Annotated in this window: 24 protein-coding genes; 9 read left to right on the top strand and 15 right to left on the bottom strand. The window is 52.6% G+C overall.

Annotated features, from left to right (window positions below; translation table 11 throughout):
• Nucleotides 1-145: 145 nt before the first annotated feature.
• Together BJP35_RS24745 and BJP35_RS24740 are read right to left on the bottom strand one after the other, a co-directional pair.
• Nucleotides 146-607, bottom strand: a complete 462-nt coding sequence (locus BJP35_RS24745) for a hypothetical protein (RefSeq protein WP_256971810.1) — start codon at nt 605-607, stop codon at nt 146-148.
• Nucleotides 591-1040: a helix-turn-helix transcriptional regulator gene (locus tag BJP35_RS24740; protein WP_240485691.1), complete on the bottom strand. Its 450-nt coding sequence runs from the start codon at nt 1038-1040 to the stop codon at nt 591-593. The genes BJP35_RS24745 and BJP35_RS24740 overlap by 17 nt, the downstream gene beginning before the upstream one ends.
• Before the next feature lie 317 nt (nt 1041-1357).
• Here BJP35_RS24740 and fabI point away from each other — a divergent pair, with 317 nt between their 5' ends.
• From fabI to pdeR, 4 genes are all read left to right on the top strand, one after another.
• Nucleotides 1358-2146 (top strand): enoyl-ACP reductase FabI, encoded by a 789-nt coding sequence (gene fabI / locus BJP35_RS23065; RefSeq protein WP_020882447.1) that lies wholly within the window; start codon nt 1358-1360, stop codon nt 2144-2146.
• Nucleotides 2147-2302: 156 nt separating this feature from the next.
• Entirely contained in the window at nt 2303-3289 is a 987-nt protein-coding gene (locus tag BJP35_RS23060) for a CMD domain-containing protein (protein WP_014170359.1), read from the top strand.
• Nucleotides 3290-3377: 88 nt separating this feature from the next.
• Nucleotides 3378-5312: an exoribonuclease II gene (locus BJP35_RS23055; protein WP_020882446.1), complete on the top strand. Its 1935-nt coding sequence runs from the start codon at nt 3378-3380 to the stop codon at nt 5310-5312.
• Nucleotides 5313-5636: 324 nt separating this feature from the next.
• Nucleotides 5637-7628 (top strand): cyclic di-GMP phosphodiesterase, encoded by a 1992-nt coding sequence (pdeR, locus tag BJP35_RS23050; RefSeq protein ID WP_014170361.1) that lies wholly within the window; start codon nt 5637-5639, stop codon nt 7626-7628.
• Here pdeR and BJP35_RS23045 read toward each other — a convergent pair.
• Nucleotides 7625-8491, bottom strand: a complete 867-nt coding sequence (locus BJP35_RS23045) for a crotonase/enoyl-CoA hydratase family protein (protein ID WP_014170362.1) — start codon at nt 8489-8491, stop codon at nt 7625-7627. The genes pdeR and BJP35_RS23045 overlap by 4 nt on opposite strands.
• Nucleotides 8492-8683: 192 nt before the next feature.
• On the opposite strand from BJP35_RS23045, the gene BJP35_RS23040 reads away from it, so the two are divergent.
• From BJP35_RS23040 to osmB, 3 genes are all read left to right on the top strand, one after another.
• Nucleotides 8684-8866 carry a hypothetical protein gene (locus tag BJP35_RS23040; RefSeq protein ID WP_025204000.1) on the top strand — a complete coding sequence of 61 codons (183 nt, stop codon included), beginning with the start codon at nt 8684-8686 and terminating at the stop codon, nt 8864-8866.
• A 43-nt stretch (nt 8867-8909) separates the two neighbouring features.
• Nucleotides 8910-9662, top strand: coding sequence for a DNA-binding transcriptional regulator YciT (locus BJP35_RS23035; protein WP_032680886.1), 753 nt, complete (start codon nt 8910-8912; stop codon nt 9660-9662).
• 263 nt (nt 9663-9925) lie between these two features.
• Nucleotides 9926-10144 (top strand): osmotically-inducible lipoprotein OsmB, encoded by a 219-nt coding sequence (osmB, locus tag BJP35_RS23030; protein WP_008501216.1) that lies wholly within the window; start codon nt 9926-9928, stop codon nt 10142-10144.
• A gap of 104 nt (nt 10145-10248) precedes the next feature.
• On the opposite strand, the gene yciH is transcribed toward osmB, so the two are convergent.
• The 5 genes from yciH to pgpB form a co-directional block, all read right to left on the bottom strand.
• Complete coding sequence (yciH, locus tag BJP35_RS23025) at nt 10249-10575, bottom strand: stress response translation initiation inhibitor YciH (protein ID WP_014170365.1); 327 nt, start codon at nt 10573-10575, stop codon at nt 10249-10251.
• Nucleotides 10575-11312: an orotidine-5'-phosphate decarboxylase gene (gene pyrF, locus BJP35_RS23020; RefSeq protein WP_047744896.1), complete on the bottom strand. Its 738-nt coding sequence runs from the start codon at nt 11310-11312 to the stop codon at nt 10575-10577. The genes yciH and pyrF overlap by 1 nt, the downstream gene beginning before the upstream one ends.
• A gap of 185 nt (nt 11313-11497) precedes the next feature.
• The gene (gene lapB, locus BJP35_RS23015) at nt 11498-12667 is read right to left on the bottom strand and encodes a lipopolysaccharide assembly protein LapB (RefSeq protein WP_014170367.1); all 1170 of its coding nucleotides are present in this window, start codon (nt 12665-12667) and stop codon (nt 11498-11500) included.
• 6 nt (nt 12668-12673) lie between these two features.
• Nucleotides 12674-12982 (bottom strand): LapA family protein, encoded by a 309-nt coding sequence (locus BJP35_RS23010; RefSeq protein WP_013096374.1) that lies wholly within the window; start codon nt 12980-12982, stop codon nt 12674-12676.
• Between the two features lie 148 nt (nt 12983-13130).
• Nucleotides 13131-13898 (bottom strand): phosphatidylglycerophosphatase B, encoded by a 768-nt coding sequence (gene pgpB, locus BJP35_RS23000; RefSeq protein ID WP_047744897.1) that lies wholly within the window; start codon nt 13896-13898, stop codon nt 13131-13133.
• A gap of 197 nt (nt 13899-14095) precedes the next feature.
• Between pgpB and ribA the strand changes: the two genes are divergently transcribed.
• The gene (gene ribA, locus BJP35_RS22995; protein WP_003856813.1) at nt 14096-14686 is read left to right on the top strand and encodes a GTP cyclohydrolase II; all 591 of its coding nucleotides are present in this window, start codon (nt 14096-14098) and stop codon (nt 14684-14686) included.
• A 44-nt stretch (nt 14687-14730) separates the two neighbouring features.
• Here the strand turns inward: ribA and acnA are convergent, their stop codons facing one another.
• From acnA to topA, 6 genes are all read right to left on the bottom strand, one after another.
• The gene (acnA, locus tag BJP35_RS22990; protein ID WP_025203996.1) at nt 14731-17406 is read right to left on the bottom strand and encodes an aconitate hydratase AcnA; all 2676 of its coding nucleotides are present in this window, start codon (nt 17404-17406) and stop codon (nt 14731-14733) included.
• Nucleotides 17407-17569: 163 nt separating this feature from the next.
• Complete coding sequence (ymiC, locus tag BJP35_RS24735) at nt 17570-17668, bottom strand: small membrane protein YmiC (RefSeq protein WP_032669830.1); 99 nt, start codon at nt 17666-17668, stop codon at nt 17570-17572.
• A 140-nt stretch (nt 17669-17808) separates the two neighbouring features.
• Complete coding sequence (locus BJP35_RS24495; protein ID WP_032669764.1) at nt 17809-17979, bottom strand: hypothetical protein; 171 nt, start codon at nt 17977-17979, stop codon at nt 17809-17811.
• Between the two features lie 2 nt (nt 17980-17981).
• Entirely contained in the window at nt 17982-18122 is a 141-nt protein-coding gene (locus tag BJP35_RS22980) for a YmiA family putative membrane protein (protein ID WP_214579162.1), read from the bottom strand.
• Between the two features lie 338 nt (nt 18123-18460).
• On the bottom strand, nt 18461-19435 hold the full coding sequence (gene cysB / locus BJP35_RS22975; protein ID WP_006175683.1) for an HTH-type transcriptional regulator CysB: 975 nt from the start codon (nt 19433-19435) through the stop codon (nt 18461-18463).
• Between the two features lie 187 nt (nt 19436-19622).
• Entirely contained in the window at nt 19623-22220 is a 2598-nt protein-coding gene (gene topA, locus BJP35_RS22970) for a type I DNA topoisomerase (protein ID WP_020882439.1), read from the bottom strand.
• Nucleotides 22221-22619: 399 nt separating this feature from the next.
• Between topA and BJP35_RS22965 the strand changes: the two genes are divergently transcribed.
• Nucleotides 22620-22871, top strand: coding sequence for a YciN family protein (locus BJP35_RS22965; protein WP_020882438.1), 252 nt, complete (start codon nt 22620-22622; stop codon nt 22869-22871).
• Nucleotides 22872-22905: 34 nt separating this feature from the next.
• Here the strand turns inward: BJP35_RS22965 and sohB are convergent, their stop codons facing one another.
• Nucleotides 22906-23952: a protease SohB gene (gene sohB, locus BJP35_RS22960; RefSeq protein WP_020882437.1), complete on the bottom strand. Its 1047-nt coding sequence runs from the start codon at nt 23950-23952 to the stop codon at nt 22906-22908.
• Nucleotides 23953-24096: the final 144 nt, after the last annotated feature.

Here is a 24096-nt window from a genome sequence, read left to right as displayed (position 1 = left end):
CCACCCTCTTTTCAGATGCTTCAGTTAACCGACCTCAGTCTGTTGAAGTGGATTATCCCGGTCGATGTCGTACCGAACCGGGATATTCCCTACTGCGCTTTACTCACCAGTGAGATCACTCTTACCGGCAAGGCCAGAGGCAACGCTAGCGCCATGTGCTGACATTCACCACATCGCCGTGGCTATTGAAGTCTACATACAGCCGCTTATTGTTCTGAAACGTCTGATAAACCGATTCCGAAAGCGCAAGGCTCGTTGCCAGCTCCGTCTGGCCTGCCACATGAGAGGCAGGAACGGCGAGATTCTGGTGTCTATAGCGGTTATAAAAATAGTTCTTTTTGCTGAGCTTACCGTAGGCGCACCAGCTACCGTCATACCGCATAACGGCATATTTACCGGAAAAATGATATTCCTGTTTTTGGTGCGACGTATTATCCGGTGACAGATAATCAATTATGACTTCAGCCATGTTTTCCCGGCTTTTATCCAGGCCTTCTGGACGCCGTCCCCTGATGGCGATTTCTTTTACCTCCCCACGATGATCAAGCAAAAGTTTTCTCAGTCTTTTGGTCACATCCTGTATCGCAGGATTAAAAAATATGATCATATTCCGTCAGGGTATCGTTATAGGAAAACGTCCGCGCCAGCCGACAAATCTTCACGTCAGGTTTACGGAGCCCTTCTAATAACAGTGAAGGATGGTAACGCTGGAAGTCCCATATTTCATCGCTTCGATATTGAGACGGTGTTTTCCCGGTCAATTTCTTAAACGCGCGGGCAAAACCCTGTCCACTATGATACTGAAAAATGTGAGCGATTTCGGTGACCGGCAGCGACGTCATCCTTAATAAAGACGCGGCATAGCTCATTCGTCTCCTGAGCATATACTCACCCAGCGACTGGTGGAATTGGTGTTTAAACCAGATTTCGAGCGTCCTTCTGCTGTAACCCGTTTTTACAACCAGCCGATCGATATGCTCCAGAGATAAAATATTATCTTCAACCCAGTCTATAACGTGTTTGTTAATGATTTCTTTCATGTTTTGACTCTAACTGGATTGTAATACGTAAAATCCACTGAACGGATCATTTTGCGCAAAAACGCCCGCCTCTGGTTGGATGAGGCGAACCGGTCGTGCAGTGATATAATGGACGGATGCCTGTGAAACAGCGTGATAACGCGTTCGCTCACCCCCTTCCATGACATACGTCACGGGCTTTGAGCGAGAAATAGCGTGACACAAGGGGCACTGAGTGGGATATAATTTCGAGCTAATTTCGAATGACTTTGAAATGTTGCCTGTAATGCTATGATTTACAAGGCAAAAAATAAGCAATGAATATAAGGATTAAATCTATGGGTTTTCTTTCCGGTAAGCGCATTCTGGTAACTGGCGTTGCCAGCAAACTGTCCATCGCATACGGCATCGCACAGGCTATGCATCGCGAAGGCGCTGAGCTGGCGTTCACCTACCAGAACGACAAGCTGAAAGGCCGTGTAGAAGAGTTTGCCGCGCAGCTGGGTTCCAGCCTTGTTCTGGAATGCGACGTTGCACAAGACGAAAGCATCGATGGCATGTTTGCTGAACTGGCAAAAGCATGGCCGAAATTCGACGGTTTCGTTCACTCCATCGGCTTCGCTCCTGGCGATCAGCTGGACGGCGACTACGTGAACGCGGTAACCCGTGATGGCTTCAAAATCGCTCACGACATCAGCTCCTACAGCTTCGTGGCAATGGCTAAATCTTGCCGTGCGATGCTGAACCCAGGCGCAGCTCTGCTGACCCTGTCCTATCTGGGCGCAGAACGTGCTATCCCTAACTACAACGTTATGGGTCTGGCTAAAGCGTCTCTGGAAGCAAACGTCCGCTACATGGCAAACGCGATGGGTCCAGAAGGTGTGCGTGTGAACGCTATCTCCGCGGGTCCAATCCGTACCCTGGCAGCTTCCGGTATCAAAGATTTCCGTAAAATGCTGGCGCACTGCGAAGCGGTTACGCCGATTCGTCGTACCGTTACCATTGAAGATGTGGGTAACTCTGCAGCGTTCCTGTGCTCTGACCTTTCCGCGGGTATCTCCGGCGAAGTGGTTCACGTTGACGGCGGCTTCAACATCGCTGCAATGAACGAGCTGGAAATTAAATAAGCTGTGACTCTCTTCCCTCACGGGAAGAGAGTTTTCCTTCCTCCGCCCGACCCCGTCGTTATTCCGTTCAGCTATTTGTTATCACCTAACAATATTTTTCCCCACATCTGCCTTACGCCAGGATATTGATCGCCATTTTGAGATCAAGGAACGCCCATGGAACAACGCCGTTTTTCCGGCAAAGGCCACTGGTACCACGAAACCCAGTCAAACCACGCGCAGACGGATGTTCTGCCTCTGGTGCCCGAAGCCGCTAACGTCGACGATCGTTTTTTGCTCGATTTAGCCCTGCCTGACGAGATTGTCGCCGCCTGTACCGGCTGGCTCACCCCTGCCAGAACCTTATGCCACCTGTTGTTTCCGCTCTCAATCTCCGTTAACCGACTGCATACGCTCAGCGCCTACGACAGATTGAGTACTGCATTAACGGTCGCGCAGGCCTGTGGCGTCCAACGGTTGTGTAACCACTATGCTGCCCTCCTCGCCCCGCTTCCCGGCCCTGACTCCTCACGCGAAAGTAACCGCCGCCTGGCACAAATCACCCAGTACGCCCGTCAGCTCGCCAGCTCACCTGATGTCATCGATGATAAAGCACAGCAGCAGCTTGATGAGGTGGGCCTGACAACCTACGACATGGTGCTTATTAATCAGATTATCGGCTTTATCGGTTTTCAGGCACGCGTGGTGGCCGTCTTTCAGGCCCTGCTGGGGCATCCTGTACGCTGGCTGCCCGGCCATCATATTCAGCCGCACACGCTGCCAGCTGCTCCTGAGTCCTGGGTGGCGCTTTTACCTGTCGTTGAACTGCGTTATGCCAGCGCGCATCAGCTTGAATCGCTTTCCCGCTGGCAGGCCGAACCCGCCCTTGAAGCGCTGACGCCGGTACTCAGCCATGAGCCCATCCTGCTCGACCTGACGGGTGAGATCCTGGTAAACAGCCATGATGATATTTCTCTTGATTCGCCGGCGCTTTCGGCGGCAATCGACTTGTTGACGCGTTCTCCGGACCGCTTCAGTGCCGCACAGTTCACCCCGCTCACTGAACAAGGACTGCCTGCGGTACGGGCGATAAAACTGCTCACCCGGAGCGCGATGGATGGCTGGCTTGAACGCCTGAAAGTCGCGTTTGGCAAAGGGGAATAACCATACTAATTACCCAAAGACCGCTTGCTGTGACAGTGAGAATCGCGTAAAACTGTCAGCCGCTCAATGGCTACGAAAATAGAACATTATGTTTCAGGACAACCCGCTGCTAGCGCAGCTTAAACAGCAACTGCATTCCCAGACGCCGCGTGCAGAAGGGGTCGTAAAAGCCACGGAAAAGGGCTTTGGCTTCCTTGAAGTTGATGCGCAGAAAAGCTACTTCATTCCGCCACCGCAGATGAAGAAAGTGATGCATGGCGACCGCATTACGGCCGTCATTCATACCGAAAAGGAACGTGAGTCCGCCGAGCCGGAAGAACTGATCGAACCGTTCCTGACCCGCTTCGTGGGCAAGGTCCAGCGAAAAGACGATCGTCTTTCTATCGTGCCGGATCATCCCCTGCTGAAAGATGCCATTCCTTGCCGCGCCGCCCGTGGTGTTGAGCATGATTTCAAAGAAGGTGACTGGGCCGTAGCAGAAATGCGCCGTCATCCTCTGAAAGGCGATCGTGGCTTTTATGCAGAACTGACCCAGTTCATCACCTTTGGCGACGACCATTTCGTGCCATGGTGGGTGACGCTTGCACGCCATAATCTTGAGAAAGAAGCGCCAGACGGCGTAGCGACTGAAATGCAGGACGAAGGCCTGACGCGTCGCGACCTCACTGCCCTGGAGTTTGTCACTATCGACAGCGCCAGCACAGAAGATATGGATGATGCGCTGTATGCGGAAGAGAGCGCTGATGGCAAATTGCATTTGACCGTCGCCATTGCCGATCCCACCGCCTGGATCGTTGAAGGCAGCAAGCTGGACGATATGGCAAAAGTCCGATCGTTCACTAACTACCTGCCGGGCTTCAACATCCCCATGTTGCCGCGCGAACTGTCAGATGACCTCTGCTCACTGCGTCCAAATGAAGTGCGTCCGGTCCTTGCCTGCCGCATGACCATCGCCGCCGATGGCGCGATCGAAGACGATATTGAATTTTTTGCCGCAACCATCGAATCGAAAGCCAAGCTGGCCTACGACAATGTTTCCGACTGGCTTGAGAATACCGGCACCTGGAAACCGGAATCAGACGCGATTGCCGCACAGATCCGCCTGCTGCACCGCATTTGTCTGAACCGCGGCGAGTGGCGTAAAACCCATGCGCTGGTCTTTAAGGATCGTCCGGACTATCGCTTTGTCCTGGGTGAAAAAGGTGAAGTGCTGAATATCGTGGCCGAACCGCGTCGCATTGCGAACCGCATTGTTGAAGAAGCGATGATTTCTGCCAACATTTGTGCCGCTCGCGTCCTGCGTGACAAGCTGGGCTTTGGTATTTACAACGTCCACACCGGTTTTGATCCGGCCAATACCGAAGCGCTGGCGGCCCTGCTGAAGAACCACGATGTGCACGTTGACCCTGAAGAAGTGCTGACGCTGCAGGGCTTCTGTAAGCTGCGCCGCGAGCTGGATGCACAGCCATCCGGTTTCCTCGACAGCCGCATCCGTCGTTTCCAGTCCTTTGCTGAAATCAGCACCGAGCCGGGTCCACACTTTGGCCTCGGCCTGGAAGCCTACGCGACCTGGACGTCACCTATTCGTAAGTATGGCGACATGGTCAACCACCGTCTGCTGAAGGCGATCATTAAGGGTGAGTCCATTGCGCGTCCGCAAAATGACACCACCCTGCAGATGGCCGAACGACGTCGCCTGAACCGTATGGCGGAACGTGACGTGGGAGACTGGCTGTACGCACGCTACCTGCAGGATAAAGCGGGTACAGATACTCGCTTCGCCGCAGAAATCATTGATATCAGCCGGGGCGGTATGCGCGTTCGCCTGGTGGATAACGGCGCCGTCGCCTTTATCCCTGCCCCGTTCCTGCATGCCGTCCGTGACGAACTGGTCTGCAGTCAGGAGAATGGTACTGTGCAAATCAAAGGTGAAACAGTTTACAAAGTCACAGACGTGATTGACGTAAACATCGCTGAAGTTCGCATGGAAACCCGCAGCGTTATCGCGCGCCCGGTCGCCTGATAACCGCTTAAATTGTCGGCCGTTTCCCTTCGGGAAGCGCCGACAATTTTTCTTTTGAACCCCCGCCGCAAAATCATTATTTTTTCGTACTATTTTCAGCATCTTCCCGCCCAAAATCGCCATAATTATCTACAGTAAAAGAGTGCCGTTATATTCGGTTACGTGAATTTTTATACAATAAATAGCCTTTTTCGCCAGACGCGTTTTTTATAAGAAAACCGGGAAAAAACACGACGTTCATTTTGGGGTTGCCGCTGTTTCACAACGGAAAAGTCGACGGCAAATGAATAATTTGTGCGCTAATGAGCAGCTGCGGGAGAAAACATGATGGACGATCTGGAGCAGAATTTGCTGTTTCGTTACATGGGTACGCATAGCCCCTGGTGGCGAATGACAGCTGACAGCAACGCTCTGCACCTTGCCGCCAGCGAAAATGCCGATGTGACTGAGGTGGTGGCGCTGGATGATGAACAAGCCGAACTCATCCGCCAGTTAACCGTCATTACCTCCAGCATCTCCATGACGCTCTCGTTGTACGGGGAAGATGTCCCGGTTCATCTTGTGGGGCGCAAAATAACCCGAAATGAATGGGCCGGCACCGCGTCAGCGTGGAACGATACGCCCTCCGTGGCTCGTGACCTGGCTCAGGGCCTCTCTTTTGCTGAACAGGTTGTCTCTGAAGCCAACTCCGTCATCGTTATTCTCGATCATAACGGCAATATTCAGCGTTTTAACCGGCTGAGTGAAGAATATACCGGCCTGAAAGAACAAGAAGTTATTGGCCAGAACGTGTTCAAGCTGTTTATGAGCCGCAGCGAAGCGGCAGCTTCGAAGCGCAATATCACCGGTTTTTTTCGCAACGGCAGCTCCTACGAGGTCGAACGCTGGATCAAAACGCGTAAAGGGCAACGCTTGTTTTTGTTCAGAAACAAGTTTGTTCATAGCGGCAGCGGCAAAAATGAAATTTTCCTTATCTGTTCCGGCACCGACATTACCGAGGAGCGCCGCGCCCAGGAGCGTCTGCGCGTGCTGGCCAATACCGACACCATCACCGGTTTGCCAAACCGTAACGCGATCCACGAACTGATTTCTGATGCCATCGCCAGCCGCGGTGAAACGCAGGTCGGCGTGGTGTATCTCGACCTGGATAACTTTAAAAAGGTCAACGATGCCTACGGGCATATGTTTGGCGACCAGCTGTTGCAGGCTGTCGCTCTGGCCATTCTGAGCTGTCTGGATGACGGTCAGGTGCTGGCGCGACTTGGCGGCGATGAGTTTATTGTCATGGCCACAGATACCTCTCAGGGCGCTCTGGAAGCCATGGCGTCGCGGATCTTAACCCGTCTGCGCCAGCCGTTCAGAATCGGCCTGATAGAAATTTACACCGGTTGCTCGCTCGGTATCGCCCTCGCCCCGCAGCACGGTAACGACAGGGAAAGCGTCATCCGTAATGCCGATACCGCCATGTACACGGCGAAAGAGAATGGCCGGGGCAAGTTCTGCGTCTTCTCACCCGAGATGAACCAGCGCGTATTTGAATATCTCTGGCTGGATACCAACCTGCGTAAAGCGCTGGATAACGATCAACTTCTGATTCACTACCAGCCTAAAATTACCTGGCGGGGTGAAATCCGAAGTCTTGAAGCGCTGGTGCGCTGGCAGTCGCCGGAACGCGGTTTAATCCCTCCGCTGGAGTTTATTTCTTATGCCGAGGAGTCGGGATTGATTGTCCCGCTGGGCCGCTGGGTGATGCTTGATGTGGTGCGCCAGGTGGCTAAATGGCGCGATAAGGGGATTAACCTGCGCGTGGCGGTCAACGTCTCCGCACGTCAGCTGGCCGACCAGACCATTTTCAGCGATTTAAAGCAGGCGCTGAAGGATCTGGATTTTGAATACTGCCCTATCGACGTTGAACTCACGGAAAGCTGCCTTATCGAAAACGAAGAGCTGGCGCTCTCTGTGATCCAGCAGTTCAGCAAACTTGGCGCGCAAATTCATCTTGATGATTTCGGCACCGGCTACTCGTCTCTGTCGCAGCTGGCGCGGTTCCCTATCGACGCCATTAAACTTGATCAATCCTTCGTCAGGGATATACATAAACAATCGATCTCCCAGTCTCTGGTGCGGGCCATCGTCGCGGTGGCACAGGCATTAAACCTGCAGGTCATTGCTGAAGGGGTCGAGAGCGCGAAAGAAGACGCCTTTCTGACCAAGAACGGCGTCAACGAACGGCAGGGCTTTCTCTTCGCTAAGCCAATGCCCGCTGCCGCATTCGAGCGATGGCTAAAGCGATATCAGTCGCGAAAACAGCGTTAACTGGCTTTGCGTAATGCCCCATGATGGCGGTTTTGCAGCATCACCAGACGCTCCATATAGGCGATATCTTTTGGCTCGAGGCAAAACGCCGCATCAACCCAGTCTTCCGTGATATCCATCAGTTCACTGCGCGGCAGTTGCAGTACCCGGGTTCGGGCGCGCAACATCGCCCTTACCCCGTTCAGCTTCGGCCGCAGCGTGTCGATGAAGGTTCTGACGGAGACGTAGCTCTGCCCGGGCTCAAACAGCACATCGACCAATCCATGCTGTTCGTACCATTCTGCCGTATGCGACTCCCCCTTGTAGATGAGTTCTTCCGCCAGTTTCATCCCTGCCCGACGTGCGACCAGCGAATATGCCCCCATGCCCGGGAACAGGTTGAAGGCAATTTCCGGGAAGCCCAGACGGGCATCGCGCTGAGAGAGAACAAAATGGTGTGCCAGCGCAGCCTCAAACCCACCGCCTAGCGCGCTGCCTTCAACCATTGCCAGAGAGACCGCGCCCGTATCAAACCCCCGCGACGCTGCGTGGACACAGTCGACGCAGGCACGTGCATACGCGCGTAACGCTTCACGCCGTCCATTTTGAATGCACTCTACGAAGAACTGTAAATCGCCTCCCGCATTATACATTTCAGGAACCAGTGACCCGGTTACCCAAAAATCGACAAGATACCCGGACTGGCGAACCAGCCAGGAGAGGTTCATGATCTCCTCAATTAACGCATGATTAAAACAAGGACGAGGTTGCGCCCGCAGCATCATCCAGATGGTGTGCCGCTCTTCCTCGTAGTAGGCTGACAACTGTGTGAAACGTTCAGTATCGGTAAACAGGGTGCAGGTAGGCTGGTTGATAACTGTCATAGTCTAATTCCTCACAGAAAAAGCGCCTTGCGCGCAGTTTTAGACTAATCCACTCATTAAGCCCGCAGCATGTGGGGGAATAAATTTATCACTTTCATTTATGTAATTTAGTTATTGCATTTTTTCCCTTCTCTTTTGATCCCATTTTCTGCATCATTGAAAATATTACCTTTTCGCACCTGGGGTGAGATTATGTCTACTATTGATGCACAAGCTGTAGCACAACGTATTGATACCGTGCTGGATATCCTGGTGGCAGGCGATTATCACTCGGCGATCCGTAATCTGGAGATCCTGAAGTCTGAACTTCTTGCTCAGAAGGGTGCTGAAAACGCGCCTGAGAACGGACAGCCAAAAGCGCCGTGGGAAGTTTGATCCTGCTGTTTTCGAACCTGTTTCGCTTTATTAATTGGATGCTATGAATTCCCGACAACAAATCATTTTGCAGATGGTCATTGACCAGGGACGCGTCAGCGTAGTCGATCTCGCTAAAACCACCGGCGTTTCAGAAGTCACCATCCGCCAGGATCTTAACCTCCTGGAGAAACAGAGCTACCTGCGTCGTGCGCATGGGTATGCGGTCCCGCTCGATAGCGAGGATGTTGAGACGCGCATGATGAACAACTACGCCCTGAAGCGTGAACTGGCGGAGTTTGCCGCGTCTTTAGTCAACAATGGTGAGACGGTGTTTATCGAAAACGGCAGTAGCAATGCCTTACTGGCGCGCACGCTTGCCGAACAGAAAGACGTTACTATCATCACGGTCAGTAGCTATATCGCGCACCTGCTCAAAGAGACCCGCTGCGAGGTGATCCTGCTGGGCGGCATTTACCAGAAAAAAAGCGAAAGCATGGTTGGCCCCCTGACCCGCCAGTATGTTCAGCAGGTCCATTTCAGTAAGGCCTTTATTGGTATTGATGGCTGGCAGCCAGAAACGGGCTTCACCGGCCGCGATATGATGCGTTCTGATGTGGTGAATGCGGTGCTGGAAAAAGAGTGTGAGGCCATTGTGCTGACTGATAGCTCAAAATTTGGCGCCGTTCACCCTTATACCATGGGGCCAGTCTCTCGCTTTAGCCGCGTAATTACCGACGAACGTTTGAGCGATGAGCATCGTATTAAACTGGAAGATGACGGTCTTATCGTCAATATTATTAAAAAGTCGCCCTGAGTCCTTTAAGCGCCCGAATGTCGGGCGCCTATGTCCCTACTGTCTGAGATGATTCCTAACCCTCCTTTAAGAGTTTTTACCTGTTTAACCCGCCTTAAAGTCGTAAAATTAATGTTAGCGATATAACAGGAAGTGACTATCACCTGCGTGATTACGTAACGCCTGCGCGACCAGCTTTCACGGAAAACAGTTTTTAAGTATTCAATTCGTCTATACTTAAAGCGTAGCTCTTTCCGTGAATCGATAATTCAGGAGAAAGTATTATGACCTTAACCAGCAAAAAATTAGCCGCCGCTGTTCTGGCAATCACTGTAGCAATGTCCCTGAGCGCTTGCTCTAACTGGTCTAAACGTGACCGCAACACCGCAATTGGTGCCGGTGCTGGTGCTCTGGGCGGTGCGGTATTAACAGATGGTAGTACGCTGGGTACATTAGGTGGCGCTGCTGTCGGTGGTATTATCGGTCACCAGGTCGGCAAATAATTATTAAATAAGCCTCCACCGGTACTGCGATATTAGAACGCATTTCAGGTCTGACTTACGCACGTAAAAAAAAGAGCCACGGCAAATGCCGTGGCTCATCTATTTTAGCCGCCCGCCAGTTTCACTTTCATGCCTTTGGCTTCGAGCAGGGATTTAATTAAATCACGTTTATCGCCCTGGATTTCGATAATGCCGTCTTTCACGGCACCACCGCAACCACATTTCTTTTTCAGATCGGCGGCCAGCTTAACCAGTTCCGCGTCGTCAAGATCAATGCCGGAGATAAGGCATACGCCCTTACCTTTGCGTCCACTGGTTTGACGCTGGATACGAACAATACCGTCCCCCTTCGGGCGCTCGGCTTTCGCTTTTGGTTCGTCTATGCGCCCACTTTCTGTTGAATAGACCAGACGACTGTTTGAATCAGTCATTATGCCCCCTTTTTCAGTGATGCATTAATCGCTTTGAGCGTCTCTGACGGGTTAGCAGACTGCGTCACAGGACGCCCAATGACCATATAGTCTACCCCTGCCGCCAGCGCCTGTTCAGGCGTCATAATGCGACGCTGATCGCCTGCCTCGCTGCCGACCGGGCGGATACCTGGGGTAACGAGTTTGAAAGCCTGACCGAGTTCTGATTTGAAACGCACGGCTTCCTGCGCGGAACAAACGACACCATCAAGCCCGCAATTTTGCGTCAGGCGCGCGAGACGCTCTGCATGCTCGGCAGGTGACAACGTCACGCCGAGATCACGTAAATCACTCGCATCCATACTGGTCAGCACGGTAACCGCAATCAGCAACGGTGCGTCGCTGCCGAACGGCAGGAGCGCTTCACGGGCTGCGGTCATCATTCTTGCCCCACCCGATGCATGCACATTGACCATCCACACCCCCAGTTCTGCAGCAGCAGCCACGGCGTGCGCGGTGGTATTCGGAATATCGTGGAATTTAAGGTCGAGGAAAACGTCAAAACCGCGCTGTTGCAGGTCGCGTACGATTTGCGGTCCAAACAGCGTGAACATCTCTTTGCCAACTTTCAGACGGCAGTCGCGAGGGTCTATACCGTCGACAAAGGCCAGTGCCGCGTCACGTTTATTGTAATCAAGCGCAACAACAACAGGAGAATCAGTAATTACGCGGGAAGCGGAGGAAGTAACAGACGTCATGACCAGCCCTTTTCGTCTATGGGCGCGCAGCGGCGCGGAACAGATAAACGGCGAGCATTCTACCTGCCAGCGCTGCAAATTGACAGGATCGATTTACTCTCCTGCCTGGCCGGCAAACCGCACGGACGCGATGGGTTCTGAAAACCCATCAGTATGTTGTAACTAAAATAGATCGTTTTTAAAAATTACTGCCCATCAAGGCCTCGGATTGGCTTGATGGTCGACCATGCCCGGCATGAAGGACAGTGCCAGTACAGCGTATACGCCGTAAACCCACACTTCTGGCAACGATAGCGCGGTTTGCTTCGTACCTGCTCGCCTACCATGTCGCGCAGTACCATCAGGCTCTCTTTGGCGCGCCCTTCCTCTGCATCGTTGAGGTGGTAGTCCATCAGCTTATGGAATACCCGCATGGTCGGATGACGCTGCAGCTGACGCGTAATATAGACCTGCGCGGTATCACTGCCCTCATACTGCTCAACCACGTCCGAGAGCATCAGTTCGGCAGTCGCGCCGGTGTTCTCTTCCACGCAACGTCGCAGGAACGCCACCCATTCATCCTGCTTATCCAGTTGTTGATAGCAGGTTTGCAGCATGTCGAGGGTTTCACTGACCAGCTCTTTATCCTGGTCAATAACCCGCAACAGGCTCTCTACAGCTTTGGCATAGTCGCCGTTCGCCATAAAGACGCGCCCCATCATGATGGAGATACGCGCACTGTTACGGTCAGCGGCGGCACCCTTTTTAAGCAACGCCATGGCTTTGTCCATGTCGTCGTTGCCCATTTGCTGAAGGGCCAGTTCACAGTAGAAGTGGGCTATCTCAACTCGCTGCTTATCTTTGCCCAGCTTCACCAGACGCTCGGCCGTATCAATGGCTTTCTGCCAGTCACTGGTGGCCTGATAAATCTGCAGCAGCTGCTGCAAGGCGCTGACGCGGAAATCCGTTTCATCCACCAGCTGCGAGAACATGTCTTCTGCACGGTCGTACAGCCCCGCCGCCATGTAATCACGGCCCAGCTGTTGTACCGCCAGCAGGCGTTGATCGTAGGTCAACGAGGCGCTTTCCATAAGGGTCTGGTGAATACGAATGGCGCGATCAACCTCGCCGCGCGAGCGGAACAGGTTTCCCAGGGTGAGATGCGCTTCAACGGTGCCCGTATCCTCTTTGAGCATATCGAGGAACAGGTCTACTGCTTTGTCCTGTTGATTGCTCAGGAGGAAGTTCACCCCAGCAACGTAGTCGCGGGAGAGTCGGTTAGCCTCATCCTGTTTTGTTTGTTGCGCACTTCTGCGGCCCATATACCAGCCATAGGCTGCGGCTACAGGCAAAAGCAGAAACAACAACTCCAGCATAGTCGATTATTCCTTGACGACCGGCACACCAGAGCTTTCCGGAATGTCGGACGCAGGCGCAATTTGATGTTCGAGTCGTTTAATTTTACGTTCAGCGCGCGCAAGTGAAACACGAACTTTCAACCAGAAAAGACCGCATACCAGCCAGCCAATCGCAAAGCCCGCGGCGAATAAAACCGCCAGAAGGCTCGATACACGATACTCGCCCTGCGCCAGCAGATAGTTAAACGTCACCTGTTGATCGTTTTGTGCACCCAATGTGACTGAAATGACAAAAATCGCCAATACCAGTAAGAAAATGAGTAAATATTTCACATTACTTCCCGTTATGTGGTTCAAGCGAATAAAGTGTGTTCAACTCACCGCAATCAGCCTTATAAACTACCATTTTAGTGGCGGGCGCGAAACGGAAAAAGTGACGCGCCAGTCATGGATTTATGGGCAAAACGCGGAATATCAACCGTCAGGCGTCGCTTTGGTCCCTTTCGGCGATCTCTTCTTCCTCGACAGGCGGTGGCGTTAACGGACCGCAGATGCGTTCAGCAAGCCATGTTGCCAGCGTCACAAGCAGCCATGAGATCAGCGTAGCCACCACCAAATCCCGCGGCCAGTGCATCCCCAGCAGCAAACGACTGCCCATCACCCCTGTGGCCCAGACCAGTAAAAACGCGATCGTGACCGTACGTCGCCGTGGCCAAAGCAGCCCTACTCCCAGTAACGCCCAACTGGCGGCAAACATGGTATGGCCGGAAGGAAAAGCAAACCCGGTCTCTTTTTGCCAGTGTTTACGTAAGAACTTCGGGATATCCTGCTGTTCCGCAAGCTGTTCTTTGACCAGCGCACCACGATCTTTACGTTTTAAATTGTAGAACTCATCCACCGGAACTTGATGCGCTTTTTCCAGCCAGACGACAAAAGGACGCGGCTCCTGGACATGATCTTTAACCCAGGACTTCACGCCCTGCCCGATGAGGATCGCCCCACCGAGTATCGCAAAGAGCATCAGCGCCGCACGCAGACGAAAGCGCAAACACCACAGAAACCAGGCGCAAAGGATCACATGCGTGATAATTCCCCACGGCTGGGTGACCGTCTCCGTTATCCAGTATAATGTTTTCAGCCATGTGGCGTTCTGACCCGGCTGCCACATCCAGCCCGAGACCCATACGGCCAGCGGCATAATAAGTAGAATGGCCGCACCTGCTGCCGTACGTCTGGCGATTGAAAGCATGTCTTCTCCTTTTTCGCTAAGCACCACAATCATAACTGAAATTCATCTGTTGGGTGGATATGTCGGATCGTGCGTTTAACGTCCATATAGCATGGCGCCCATTAGGCGAACGTGCTGAGCTTGTGGCAAAATGAACAGATACAGAAAGCCAAACAGGCGAAAGGCACGAAACGTGTCAGCCTACTCTGGAGAATCACATGCAGCTTAAACGTGTGGCAGAAGCCAAACTGCCAACCCCATGGGGCGATTTCCTGATGGTGGGATTTGAAGAACTGGCAACCGGACAGGATCATGTCGCGCTGGTGTTCGGTGACATTTCAGGACAGACGCCGGTACTCTCTCGCGTACATTCGGAGTGTCTGACTGGCGATGCCTTGTTCAGCCTGCGCTGTGATTGCGGTTTCCAGCTTGAAGCAGCTCTTTCTCACATCGCTGAAGAAGGTCGTGGGGTGCTGCTTTATCACCGTCAGGAAGGTCGTAATATTGGCCTGCTGAATAAAATCCGCGCCTACGCGCTGCAGGATCAGGGATACGATACGGTTGAAGCGAACCACCAGCTCGGGTTTGCCGCCGATGAGCGCGACTTTACCCTGTGCGCCGATATGTTCAAGCTTCTTGGGGTTGATGAGGTCCGTCTGCTAACCAATAACCCGAAAAAGGTGGAAATCCTGACCGAAGCGGGGATCAATATCGTCGAACGTGTTCCGCTGATTGTCGGCCGTAACCCGAAAAATGCCCACTATCTTGATACCAAAGCCGCCAAAATGGGTCACCTCCTGAGCGAGTGATCGCGAGATGCCCGGCATCGCCATCGCGAGCCGGGCTGAGTGCGTCAATCCAGCATTTTACGAATTACGTAATGTAATATGCCGTCGTTCTGGTAGTAAGTCAGCTCGGTTGCCGTATCAATGCGACACCGGCATTCAAGCACTTCCGTTTTACCGTCTGCTCGCGTTAACGTCACCGGAACCGTTTTACCCGGCTGCAGGTTTTGCAGACCACTAATATCAATCTGCTCTTCCCCGGTCAGCCCCAGCGTTTTACGGGTGACGCCCTGCGGGAACTCTAGCGGCAGGATCCCCATCCCGATAAGATTCGAACGGTGAATACGCTCGAAAGATTCGGCAATGACCACGCGTACCCCAAGCAGGCGCGGACCTTTCGCTGCCCAGTCTCGACTGGAGCCGGAACCGTACTCTTTACCGGCAATCACCGCCAGCGGCGTGCCTTCCTGTTGGTATTTGACGGCGGCATCATAAATCGAAACCACTTCCGTGCCAGGTAAATGACGCGTCATGCCCCCTTCCACGCCTGGAACCATTTCGTTGCGGATGCGGATGTTGGCAAACGTCCCGCGCATCATCACTTCGTGGTTACCACGACGCGATCCGTAGGAGTTGAAGTCCCGGCGTTCCACCCCACGGCTTTGCAGATAGCGGCCTGCCGGACTGTCGGCTTTGATACTGCCCGCCGGCGAGATGTGGTCCGTGGTAACGGAATCGCCCAGCATCGCCAGAATACGCGCCCCGTGGATATCCTTAAGCGGAGCAGGTTCAGCCAGCATGTCATCGAAGAACGGTGACAGACGAATATAGGTCGAATCATCCTGCCAGTCATAGGTATCCGAGCCCACGACGTTAATTGTTTTCCATTCCGGTGTGCCTTCAAACACTTCCGCATACTCTTTGCGGAACATTTCGGTTGAGACCTTTTCAACGGCTCGCGCGATGTCGCGTGAAGACGGCCAGATATCTTTCAGGTAAACAGGCTCGTTCTTGCGATCGTGACCAATCGGGTCTGTCGTGAGATTGATATTCATGTTTCCCGCCAGCGCGTAAGCCACAACCAGCGGCGGCGAGGCCAGCCAGTTGGTTTTCACCAGCGGATGAATACGCCCTTCAAAGTTGCGGTTACCGGAAAGAACCGCACCCACGGTAAGATCGCCCTGCTTGATCGCCGTTTCAATCGGCTCAGGCAGCGGACCGGAGTTACCGATACAGGTAGTACATCCGTAACCCACGAGGTTAAAGCCCAGCTCGTCAAGGTACGGGGTGAGTTTTGCCTGCGCCAGGTAATCTGAAACCACTTTAGAGCCCGGTGCCAGCGAAGCCTTAACCCACGGCTGCGGTTTCAGGCCAAGCTCAACGGCGTTTTTGGCCAACAGCCCCGCGGCCATCAAAACGCTTGGGTTCGAGGTGTTGGTGCAGGAGGTGATAGCGGCAATAACCACCGCGCCATCCGGAAGTTGATACTGATGTCCGTTCAGGACATAGTCTATTGGACGGTGATCTTTTTTCGCGACATTGACTTCCAGTTCATTGCTGGCGGCAAAAGCTTTCGGCACGTCCGGTAACGCGACCCGATCCTGCGGACGTTTTGGCCCGGCAAGGCTCGCCTCGACGCTTCCCATATCCAGCTCAAGCGTGCTGGTAAATACCGGCTCATCACCCGTGTTTCGCCACATCCCCTGCGCTTTAGTGTAGGCCTCGACCAGCGCGACCTGCTCTTCACTGCGACCACTCAGGCGCATATATTCCAGCGTGACGTCATCGATGGGGAAGAAGCCACAGGTCGCGCCATATTCCGGCGCCATATTGGCGATCGTGGCGCGATCGGCCAGCGGCAGCGAATCCAGCCCGTCACCGTAGAATTCAACAAATTTACCCACCACGCCATGCTTACGCAGCATCTGGGTGACGGTCAACACCAGGTCGGTGGCGGTAATGCCTTCCGACAGCTTACCGGTGAGTTTGAAGCCCACCACATCAGGAATGAGCATCGACACCGGCTGACCAAGCATAGCCGCTTCCGCTTCAATACCCCCGACGCCCCACCCCAGCACACCGAGGCCGTTAATCATGGTGGTATGTGAATCCGTCCCGACCAGCGTATCCGGATAAGCCACCCACTCTTTATCCTGCAATTCACTCCAGACGGCTTTGCCCAGATATTCGAGGTTAACCTGATGGCAAATACCGGTTCCAGGCGGAACCACGCTAAAGCGGCTGAACGCCTGTTGCCCCCATTTCAGGAAGACATAGCGCTCGTGGTTACGTTCCATCTCCAGACGTACGTTTTCACCAAAAGCGTCATCATTACCAAAGTGGTCAACGGTCACGGAGTGGTCAATCACGAGGTCAACGGGAGAAAGCGGATTCACTTTTGCCGTATCGCCCCCGAGGCGCTTAACGGCTTCGCGCATGGCGGCTAAATCAACCACGGCGGGAACACCGGTAAAGTCCTGCATCAGGACCCTCGCCGGGCGATAGGCTATTTCTCTGTCGGCATGGGCACTCTTCAGCCACCCCGCCAGCGCCTGGATATCCTCGAGGGTGACGGAATCGCCATCCTGCCAGCGTAAGAGGTTTTCCAGCAAAACTTTCAAGGACTTGGGTAAACGCGAAATGTCCCCAAGCGTTCTGGCAGCCAGTGGCAGGCTATAGTAATGCCAGGTTTTGTTTTCTGCCTGTAATGTGTCCTTACTGGCTTCGCGTAGGGTTAACGACATAAGCTCCTCCTTAATTACAGAGATGTCCTGACAATCATCAGGGCTGTAATTAAAGATAACACAAAGATGTCGTAACGTTTTGATAACAACCCGAATTGATAAATTTAGGAATGGTCCAGTAAAGTGCGAAAACAAAAAACCCCGCCGCAGCGAGGTTTTGGATTTACAGGAAGGCCAGCCAGATGAGCTGAGACCAGAACAGGATCGACACAGAAAAAACGCCGAGCCATGACCAGTATTTATGAGACATCATGTTATTCATCATAGGGTACACCAGGCATTATTTTTAAAAAGGCTCCGAGGTTTGCCCTCAGTTCTATATTGCTGATGTGTATTTATTAAAGAGTACAAAGGTGCAGAGTCTGTATTCAGACTATTTGCATCATTACGCAATTAACTAAATTATTGTTTTTTGGGTTCGTCTTCTGCGAACACATCAATAAAGGCTTGCTGCTGTGGCGTCAGTTTCCAGGACGCGGGGACAACGGTCGCAGGTGCTTTGCGTCCTTTGTGACCACTGTCACGATGCTGACACATCTGTTTTACCGTTTCTGTACGTACCGTCACTGCCATATTCAACCCCAATATTTCCAGGCAAGGAGAGCAACCACTACCCAAAACAGGGCGGAGACGAGAAAGACCGCCAGCCAGGCTTTACGCTTGAGCGCAGGATCCCTTTGCGGTTCTTCACTTCCTGAAGGCATTGCTAACCTCATACAATCGATATCGCTTATCATTTAGGACCAAACAATTGGTACAATTAATCATCTGTTGAGATAAATCCTAAAGAAACTTTAGCCGAAAAGCCAGTGAATTTACGCATCAATGGGTGGGAAATATTCAATCTTTTGACCAGAAATAAATAATTGAAAAGAAATATTTGCGTAGCCGTAAATTACTTTCTACTTTTGTCGCCAATTCACGACATTAAAACCATACAGATTAAATGGGTAATGACATTATATGGCAGGGAAAATGTAGATGATGATAATTATGATTTAGCTTTGAGGAGTTAATTCGGTATCTTTCCGTGAGGGAAAGATACCGGGAGTGATTATTTTGCCGGAAGTTTGATGTCTTTAAACATCTCTTCAATATCTTCATTTGAGCGTAATGCAACCGCCGTATCGACCACGTCACGCGTTAAATGCGGGGCAAAGCGTTGAATAAAATCATACATATAGCTGCGCAGGAAGGTGCTGCGACGGAAACCAATTTTGGTCGTGCTGTGGCTGAAAATATCGTGCGCATCAAGACGAACCAAATCCGGGTCTGAAACCGGGTCGACGGCCATGCTGGCAATTACCCCAACGCCCAGGCCAAGCCGCACATAGGTTTTAATGACATCAGCATCCGTGGCGGTAAAGACAATGCGCGGCGTTAATCCCGCCCGGTTAAAGGCCGTATCAAGCTCAGAGCGTCCGGTGAAGCCGAAGGTGTATGTCACTAAAGGATATTGCGCCAGCTCTTCAATAGTCACCGACCCTTTCCCCGCCAGCGGATGATCCGGGGTCACTACGATAGAACGGTTCCAGTGGTAGCACGGTAGCATAACCAGATCGTCATACAGGTGAAGCGCTTCTGTCGCGATGGCAAAGTCCGCGTTGCCCTTTGAAACCGCTTCAGCGATTTGCGTGGGCGAGCCCTGATGCATATGCAAAGAGACGCGCGGATAACGTTCTATAAAGCCCTTAATAACGCCTGGCAGCGCATAACGCGCCTGAGTATGCGTTGTGGCAATATAAAGCGAGCCTTTATCCGGCCAGGTATGTTCACCCGCCACGGACTTAATAGCGTCAACTTTGGAGAGGACTTCCCGGGCAATACGAATGATTTCCTGCCCGGCGGGTGTCACCTGCGTGAGGTGCTTACCGCTGCGAGCGAAAATCTGGATACCTAATTCGTCCTCCAGCATACGAACCTGTTTGCTGATGCCCGGTTGCGAGGTATATAACCCCTCAGCGGTAGAAGAGACGTTGAGGTTGTGATTCACCACCTCAACGATATAACGAAGCTGCTGTAATTTCATGCCAGACCATCCGATTTAGCGCACGCGGTCAATCGCTTAAGACGATTTGATAATAAGAAAAGGGTTAACTATAACCACTATATCATTTATAGCCTGACTGTATAGTACGGAACAAAAAATAATAACAAGGTAATAAAAAAGGGCCGGAAGTTCGGCCCTTTTACAGGTAAGTTACGGTAAGGGAAGATTATTTCTTGCCTTCAACCCATTTTCCGTCGACAAAGAAGGCGGACCAGCCGGTCGCTTTCCCCTCTTTCTCAGCCGCAACGTACTGCTGTTTTGTTTTACGGCTAAAACGTACCACCGTTTTATTCCCTTCAGGATCCTGCTGTGGCGCATCGGCCAGATAACGCAGTTTCTCAGGCAGACGGTCGCGGAAGCGATGCAGCTCTTCCACCAGCGGCGCGCGGGTTTCACGCGATTTCGGGAAGGTGTTGGCCGCGAGGAAGACCCCGGCAGCACCGTCACGCAGCACGAAATAGGCGTCAGACTTCTCACACGGCAATTCTGGCAGCGGAACCGGATCTTCCTTCGGCGGCGCGACTTCACCGTTACGCAGAATCTTACGGGTGTTCTTACACTCGTCGTTGGTGCACGCCATGTATTTCCCGAAACGCCCCATTTTCAGGTGCATTTCCGAGCCACACTTCTCACACTCAACGATAGGGCCGTCATAGCCTTTGATGCGGAACTCACCCTCTTCGATCTCATAACCATCACACGTTGGGTTATTCCCGCAGACGTGCAATTTACGTTTCGGATCGATTAGGTAGCTGTCCATCGCCGTGCCACATTTCTTACAACGACGTTTGGCACGCAGGGCATTGGTTTCTGCATCGTCACCTTCCAGCACGTTAAGAACTTCGTTCTCAGGTACCAGGTTGATGGTGGTTTTGCAGCGCTCTTTCGGCGATAACGCATAGCCGGAGCAACCGAGGAAGACGCCTGTTGTCGCAGTACGGATCCCCATCTTACGGCCACAGGTTGGGCAATCGATGCTGGTCAGTACCATCTGGTTAGGCAGCATGCCGCCCTCTTCAGGATCTTTCTCCGCTTTTTCAAGCTGGTTGGTAAAGTCGCTGAAGAAGCTGTCGAGCACTTTCTTCCATTCCGCCTGATGGCTGGCAACCTGGTCAAGGCTGTCTTCCATCTGTGCGGTAAAGTCGTAGTTCATCAACTCGCGGAAGTTAGCTTCCAGACGGTCGGTTACGATCTCACCCATTTTTTCAGCGTAGAAACGGCGGTTTTCAACACGCACATAGCCACGATCCTGAATGGTCGAAATGATTGACGCATAGGTTGACGGACGACCAATACCGCGTTTTTCCAGCTCTTTTACCAGCGATGCTTCGCTAAAGCGCGCAGGCGGCTTGGTAAAGTGCTGAGCTGGCACGAGGTCAACCAGAGAGAGTTCATCCCCTTTGTTCACCGCGGGCAGCGTTCGGTCTTCGTCGCCTTTACGCAGTGCAGGCATGACTTTCGTCCAGCCGTCGAAACGCAGGATACGGCCACGCGCTTTCAGACGGAAATCACCCGCACCAACGGTAAGCGTAGTGGAATCGTACTGCGCGGGTGTCATTTGACACGCGACGAACTGGCGCCAGATAAGCTGGTACAACTTCTGGGCGTCGGCTTCCATATCCTTCAGCGATTCCGCTAACACAGAGACGTCAGAAGGACGAATGGCTTCGTGCGCTTCCTGTGAGTTCTCTTTGCTGGCGTACTGGTTAGCGCTTTCCGGCAGGTATTTCTTACCGAAATTGTCACCGATATAGCCGCGCACCATGTTAACCGCATCCTGACTCAGGTTAGTCGAGTCAGTACGCATGTAGGTGATGTAACCCGCTTCATACAAGCGCTGGGCCATCATCATGGTTTTCTTCACGCCATAACCCAGACGCGTGCTTGCGGCCTGTTGCAGCGTAGAGGTAATAAACGGTGCGCCAGGCTTACTGCTGGTCGGTTTGTCTTCACGCTCCAGAACCTGATAGCGCGCTTTTTCCAGCAGCGCCACCGCGGCCATGGTCTGGTCACGGTTTTCAGGACGGAAAGGCTTGTCGTTCTGATGGCTCACCTGCAGCGGCAGAGCATCCCCGCCCGGCGTGGTGACATTCGCGTCGACTTCCCAGAACTCTTCTGGCACAAACGCTTTAATTTCGCGTTCACGTTCAACGACAAGACGCACGGCAACGGATTGCACACGGCCTGCGGACAGACCACGGGCAATCTTTTTCCACAGCAGTGGAGACACCATGTAGCCCACAACACGGTCCATAAAGCGACGTGCCTGCTGTGCGTTTACACGGTCAATGTTCAGTTCGCCCGGCTTTTCAAACGCCTGGCGAATCGCATTCTTCGTAATTTCGTTAAACACTACACGGCTGTAGCGTTTGTCATCACCACCGATCACTTCCCGCAGGTGCCACGCAATGGCTTCCCCTTCGCGGTCAAGGTCGGTTGCGAGATAGATGTGGTCTGCTTTTTCAGCAAGCTGTTTCAGCTCATTAACAACTTTTTCTTTCCCGGGCAGCACTTCGTATTGTGCATCCCAGTTATGCCATGGGTTAACACCCATGCGGTTGACAAGCGCGCTACGTTCATCCTTTTTAGGCTTTTTAGCCCCTTTGGTGGAGGTAGAGTCTGCGCTCTTTTTGCTGGCTGAGCCACTGGTCGGCAAATCGCGGATATGACCCACGCTGGACTTAACCACGTAGTCATTACCCAGATACTTATTGATCGTTTTGGCTTTTGCCGGGGACTCAACGATGACGAGAGCTTTACCCATATTCACCTTTACCTAATTTAATTCTTCCAGGAATACGCCGCACGTTGATTTCCCTTCCACTGACGACGCGTCATTGATATTGCGACTGCGTCAGGGGATATCAACCCCTTTGTCTTACCGAACGTCAGAGAAATGACGCCCAGGTGATTGAGTTTTCGGGTATTTTTCTCACGCCTCGTATGATTCGTGACGAATTACCGGTCGAATGTCAAGCAATTCTGTTGCCAGAATGACGAAAGCGCACACTCTACCTGATAAAATCCGTTACGCAACTTTATTAGCATGCAAAAGCAAATCACGCCAGCCAGGCTCCTGCACCTTATCCCCTCAGATTACAGGGAAAATTTGCCCCCAAAGCGCCCTCGGCGTAGACTATTGTCACTGTTTAAGGAGTGGATTATGCACAATACGACCCAACCAATTGACCGAGTCTCTCTGCTTATCGAAGCAAACAAGCTTATCCGTGATCATGAAGACACTCTGGCGGGCATTGAAGCCACCGGCGTAGAACAGCGTAATGGCGTGCTGGTTTTCAGCGGCGAATACTTCCTTGACGAACAGGGGCTACCTACCCCGAAAAGCACCGCCGTGTTTAACATGTTTAAATACCTGGCGCATACGCTTTCAGAGAAATATCACCTGGTTGATTAATGCAAAACGCGAGGCCTGAGCCTCGCGTTTTTGTTTACAGCAACGGTTTTTGTCCGCGCTGTAGCCAGCGGAGCAACAGCCGATCGGCACTTTCTGCCGCACTGTTGGTAAAGCGATCGAGCAGACGCTTGCGCTGCGTAAAGCGCACGCCCACCAGCTCACGGCCATCCATCAGGTTCAGCAGCAGGTCATCGCTGGTGCCCACTTCATCTACCAGTCCTTTCTCCTGGGCCTGGATCCCGTACCAGTGCTCCCCCGTCGCGACCTGCTCAATATCGAGCGATGGGCGCATGCGGTGCACAAAGTCTTTAAAGAGGTGGTGCGTTTCATTGAGATCTTCACGGAATTTCTGACGCCCCTCTTCCGTGTTTTCCCCCAGCAGCGTCAGAGTGCGTTTGTACTGCCCGGCCGTGTGCAGTTCAATGTCGATCTCTTTGTTTTTGAGGAAGCGGTTAAAGTTAGGGATTTGCGCAACCACACCGATTGAACCAATAATAGAAAACGGTGCCGCCACAATTTTATCCGCGACGCAGGCCATCATGTAGCCACCGCTCGCCGCGACTTTATCCACCGCAACGGTCAGCGGGATCTGTTTTTCACGCAGGCGCTGCAGCTGTGACGCAGCCAGTCCATAACCGTGTACCACACCGCCCGGGCTTTCAAGACGCACCACCACCTGATCCTGCGGTTTTGCCACGGCAAGAACGGCAGTGACCTCTTCGCGCAAAGAAGAAACTTCATGCGCATCCATGCTGCCTTTAAAGTCGAGCACATAGACGCGTGGCTTTGCCTCATCCTGCGGTGCATTGAGCTTTGCTTTCGCTTTTGCCGCTTTGGCTTCCTGTTTATGCTTTTTCTTCTGCGCTTTAAGCCACTGCTTCTGTTGATGGCTATCGAGCAGCGACAGAGACATATCTTCCTGCATCTCTTTATACTGCTCACTCAGGCGGGTAATGCGTAACTCCCCACGCTGACGCTTACGCTGCGTCAGGTTTACAATCAGAACGGCAATCACTGCAATGGCAATCACCACCGTTGCGATTTTGGCCAAAAACAACCCATACTGAGAAAGTAATTCCACGCGTTCCACCTTGTTTAACCACGATTCTTTCACGGCAGTGTACAACAGCCCTGCCCATGCGTCTCGCTCGTGACATTACCTCTGCGAGCCTGCTTCAGGAATCCCCTCATGGGGGTTTAAATATTTGCAAATTGTTAATTTTAC

This window comes from Enterobacter sp. J49, assembly GCF_002148625.1.
GTDB classification, from domain to species: domain Bacteria; phylum Pseudomonadota; class Gammaproteobacteria; order Enterobacterales; family Enterobacteriaceae; genus Enterobacter; species Enterobacter ludwigii.
This window is presented reverse-complemented; position numbering and strand designations above follow the sequence as displayed.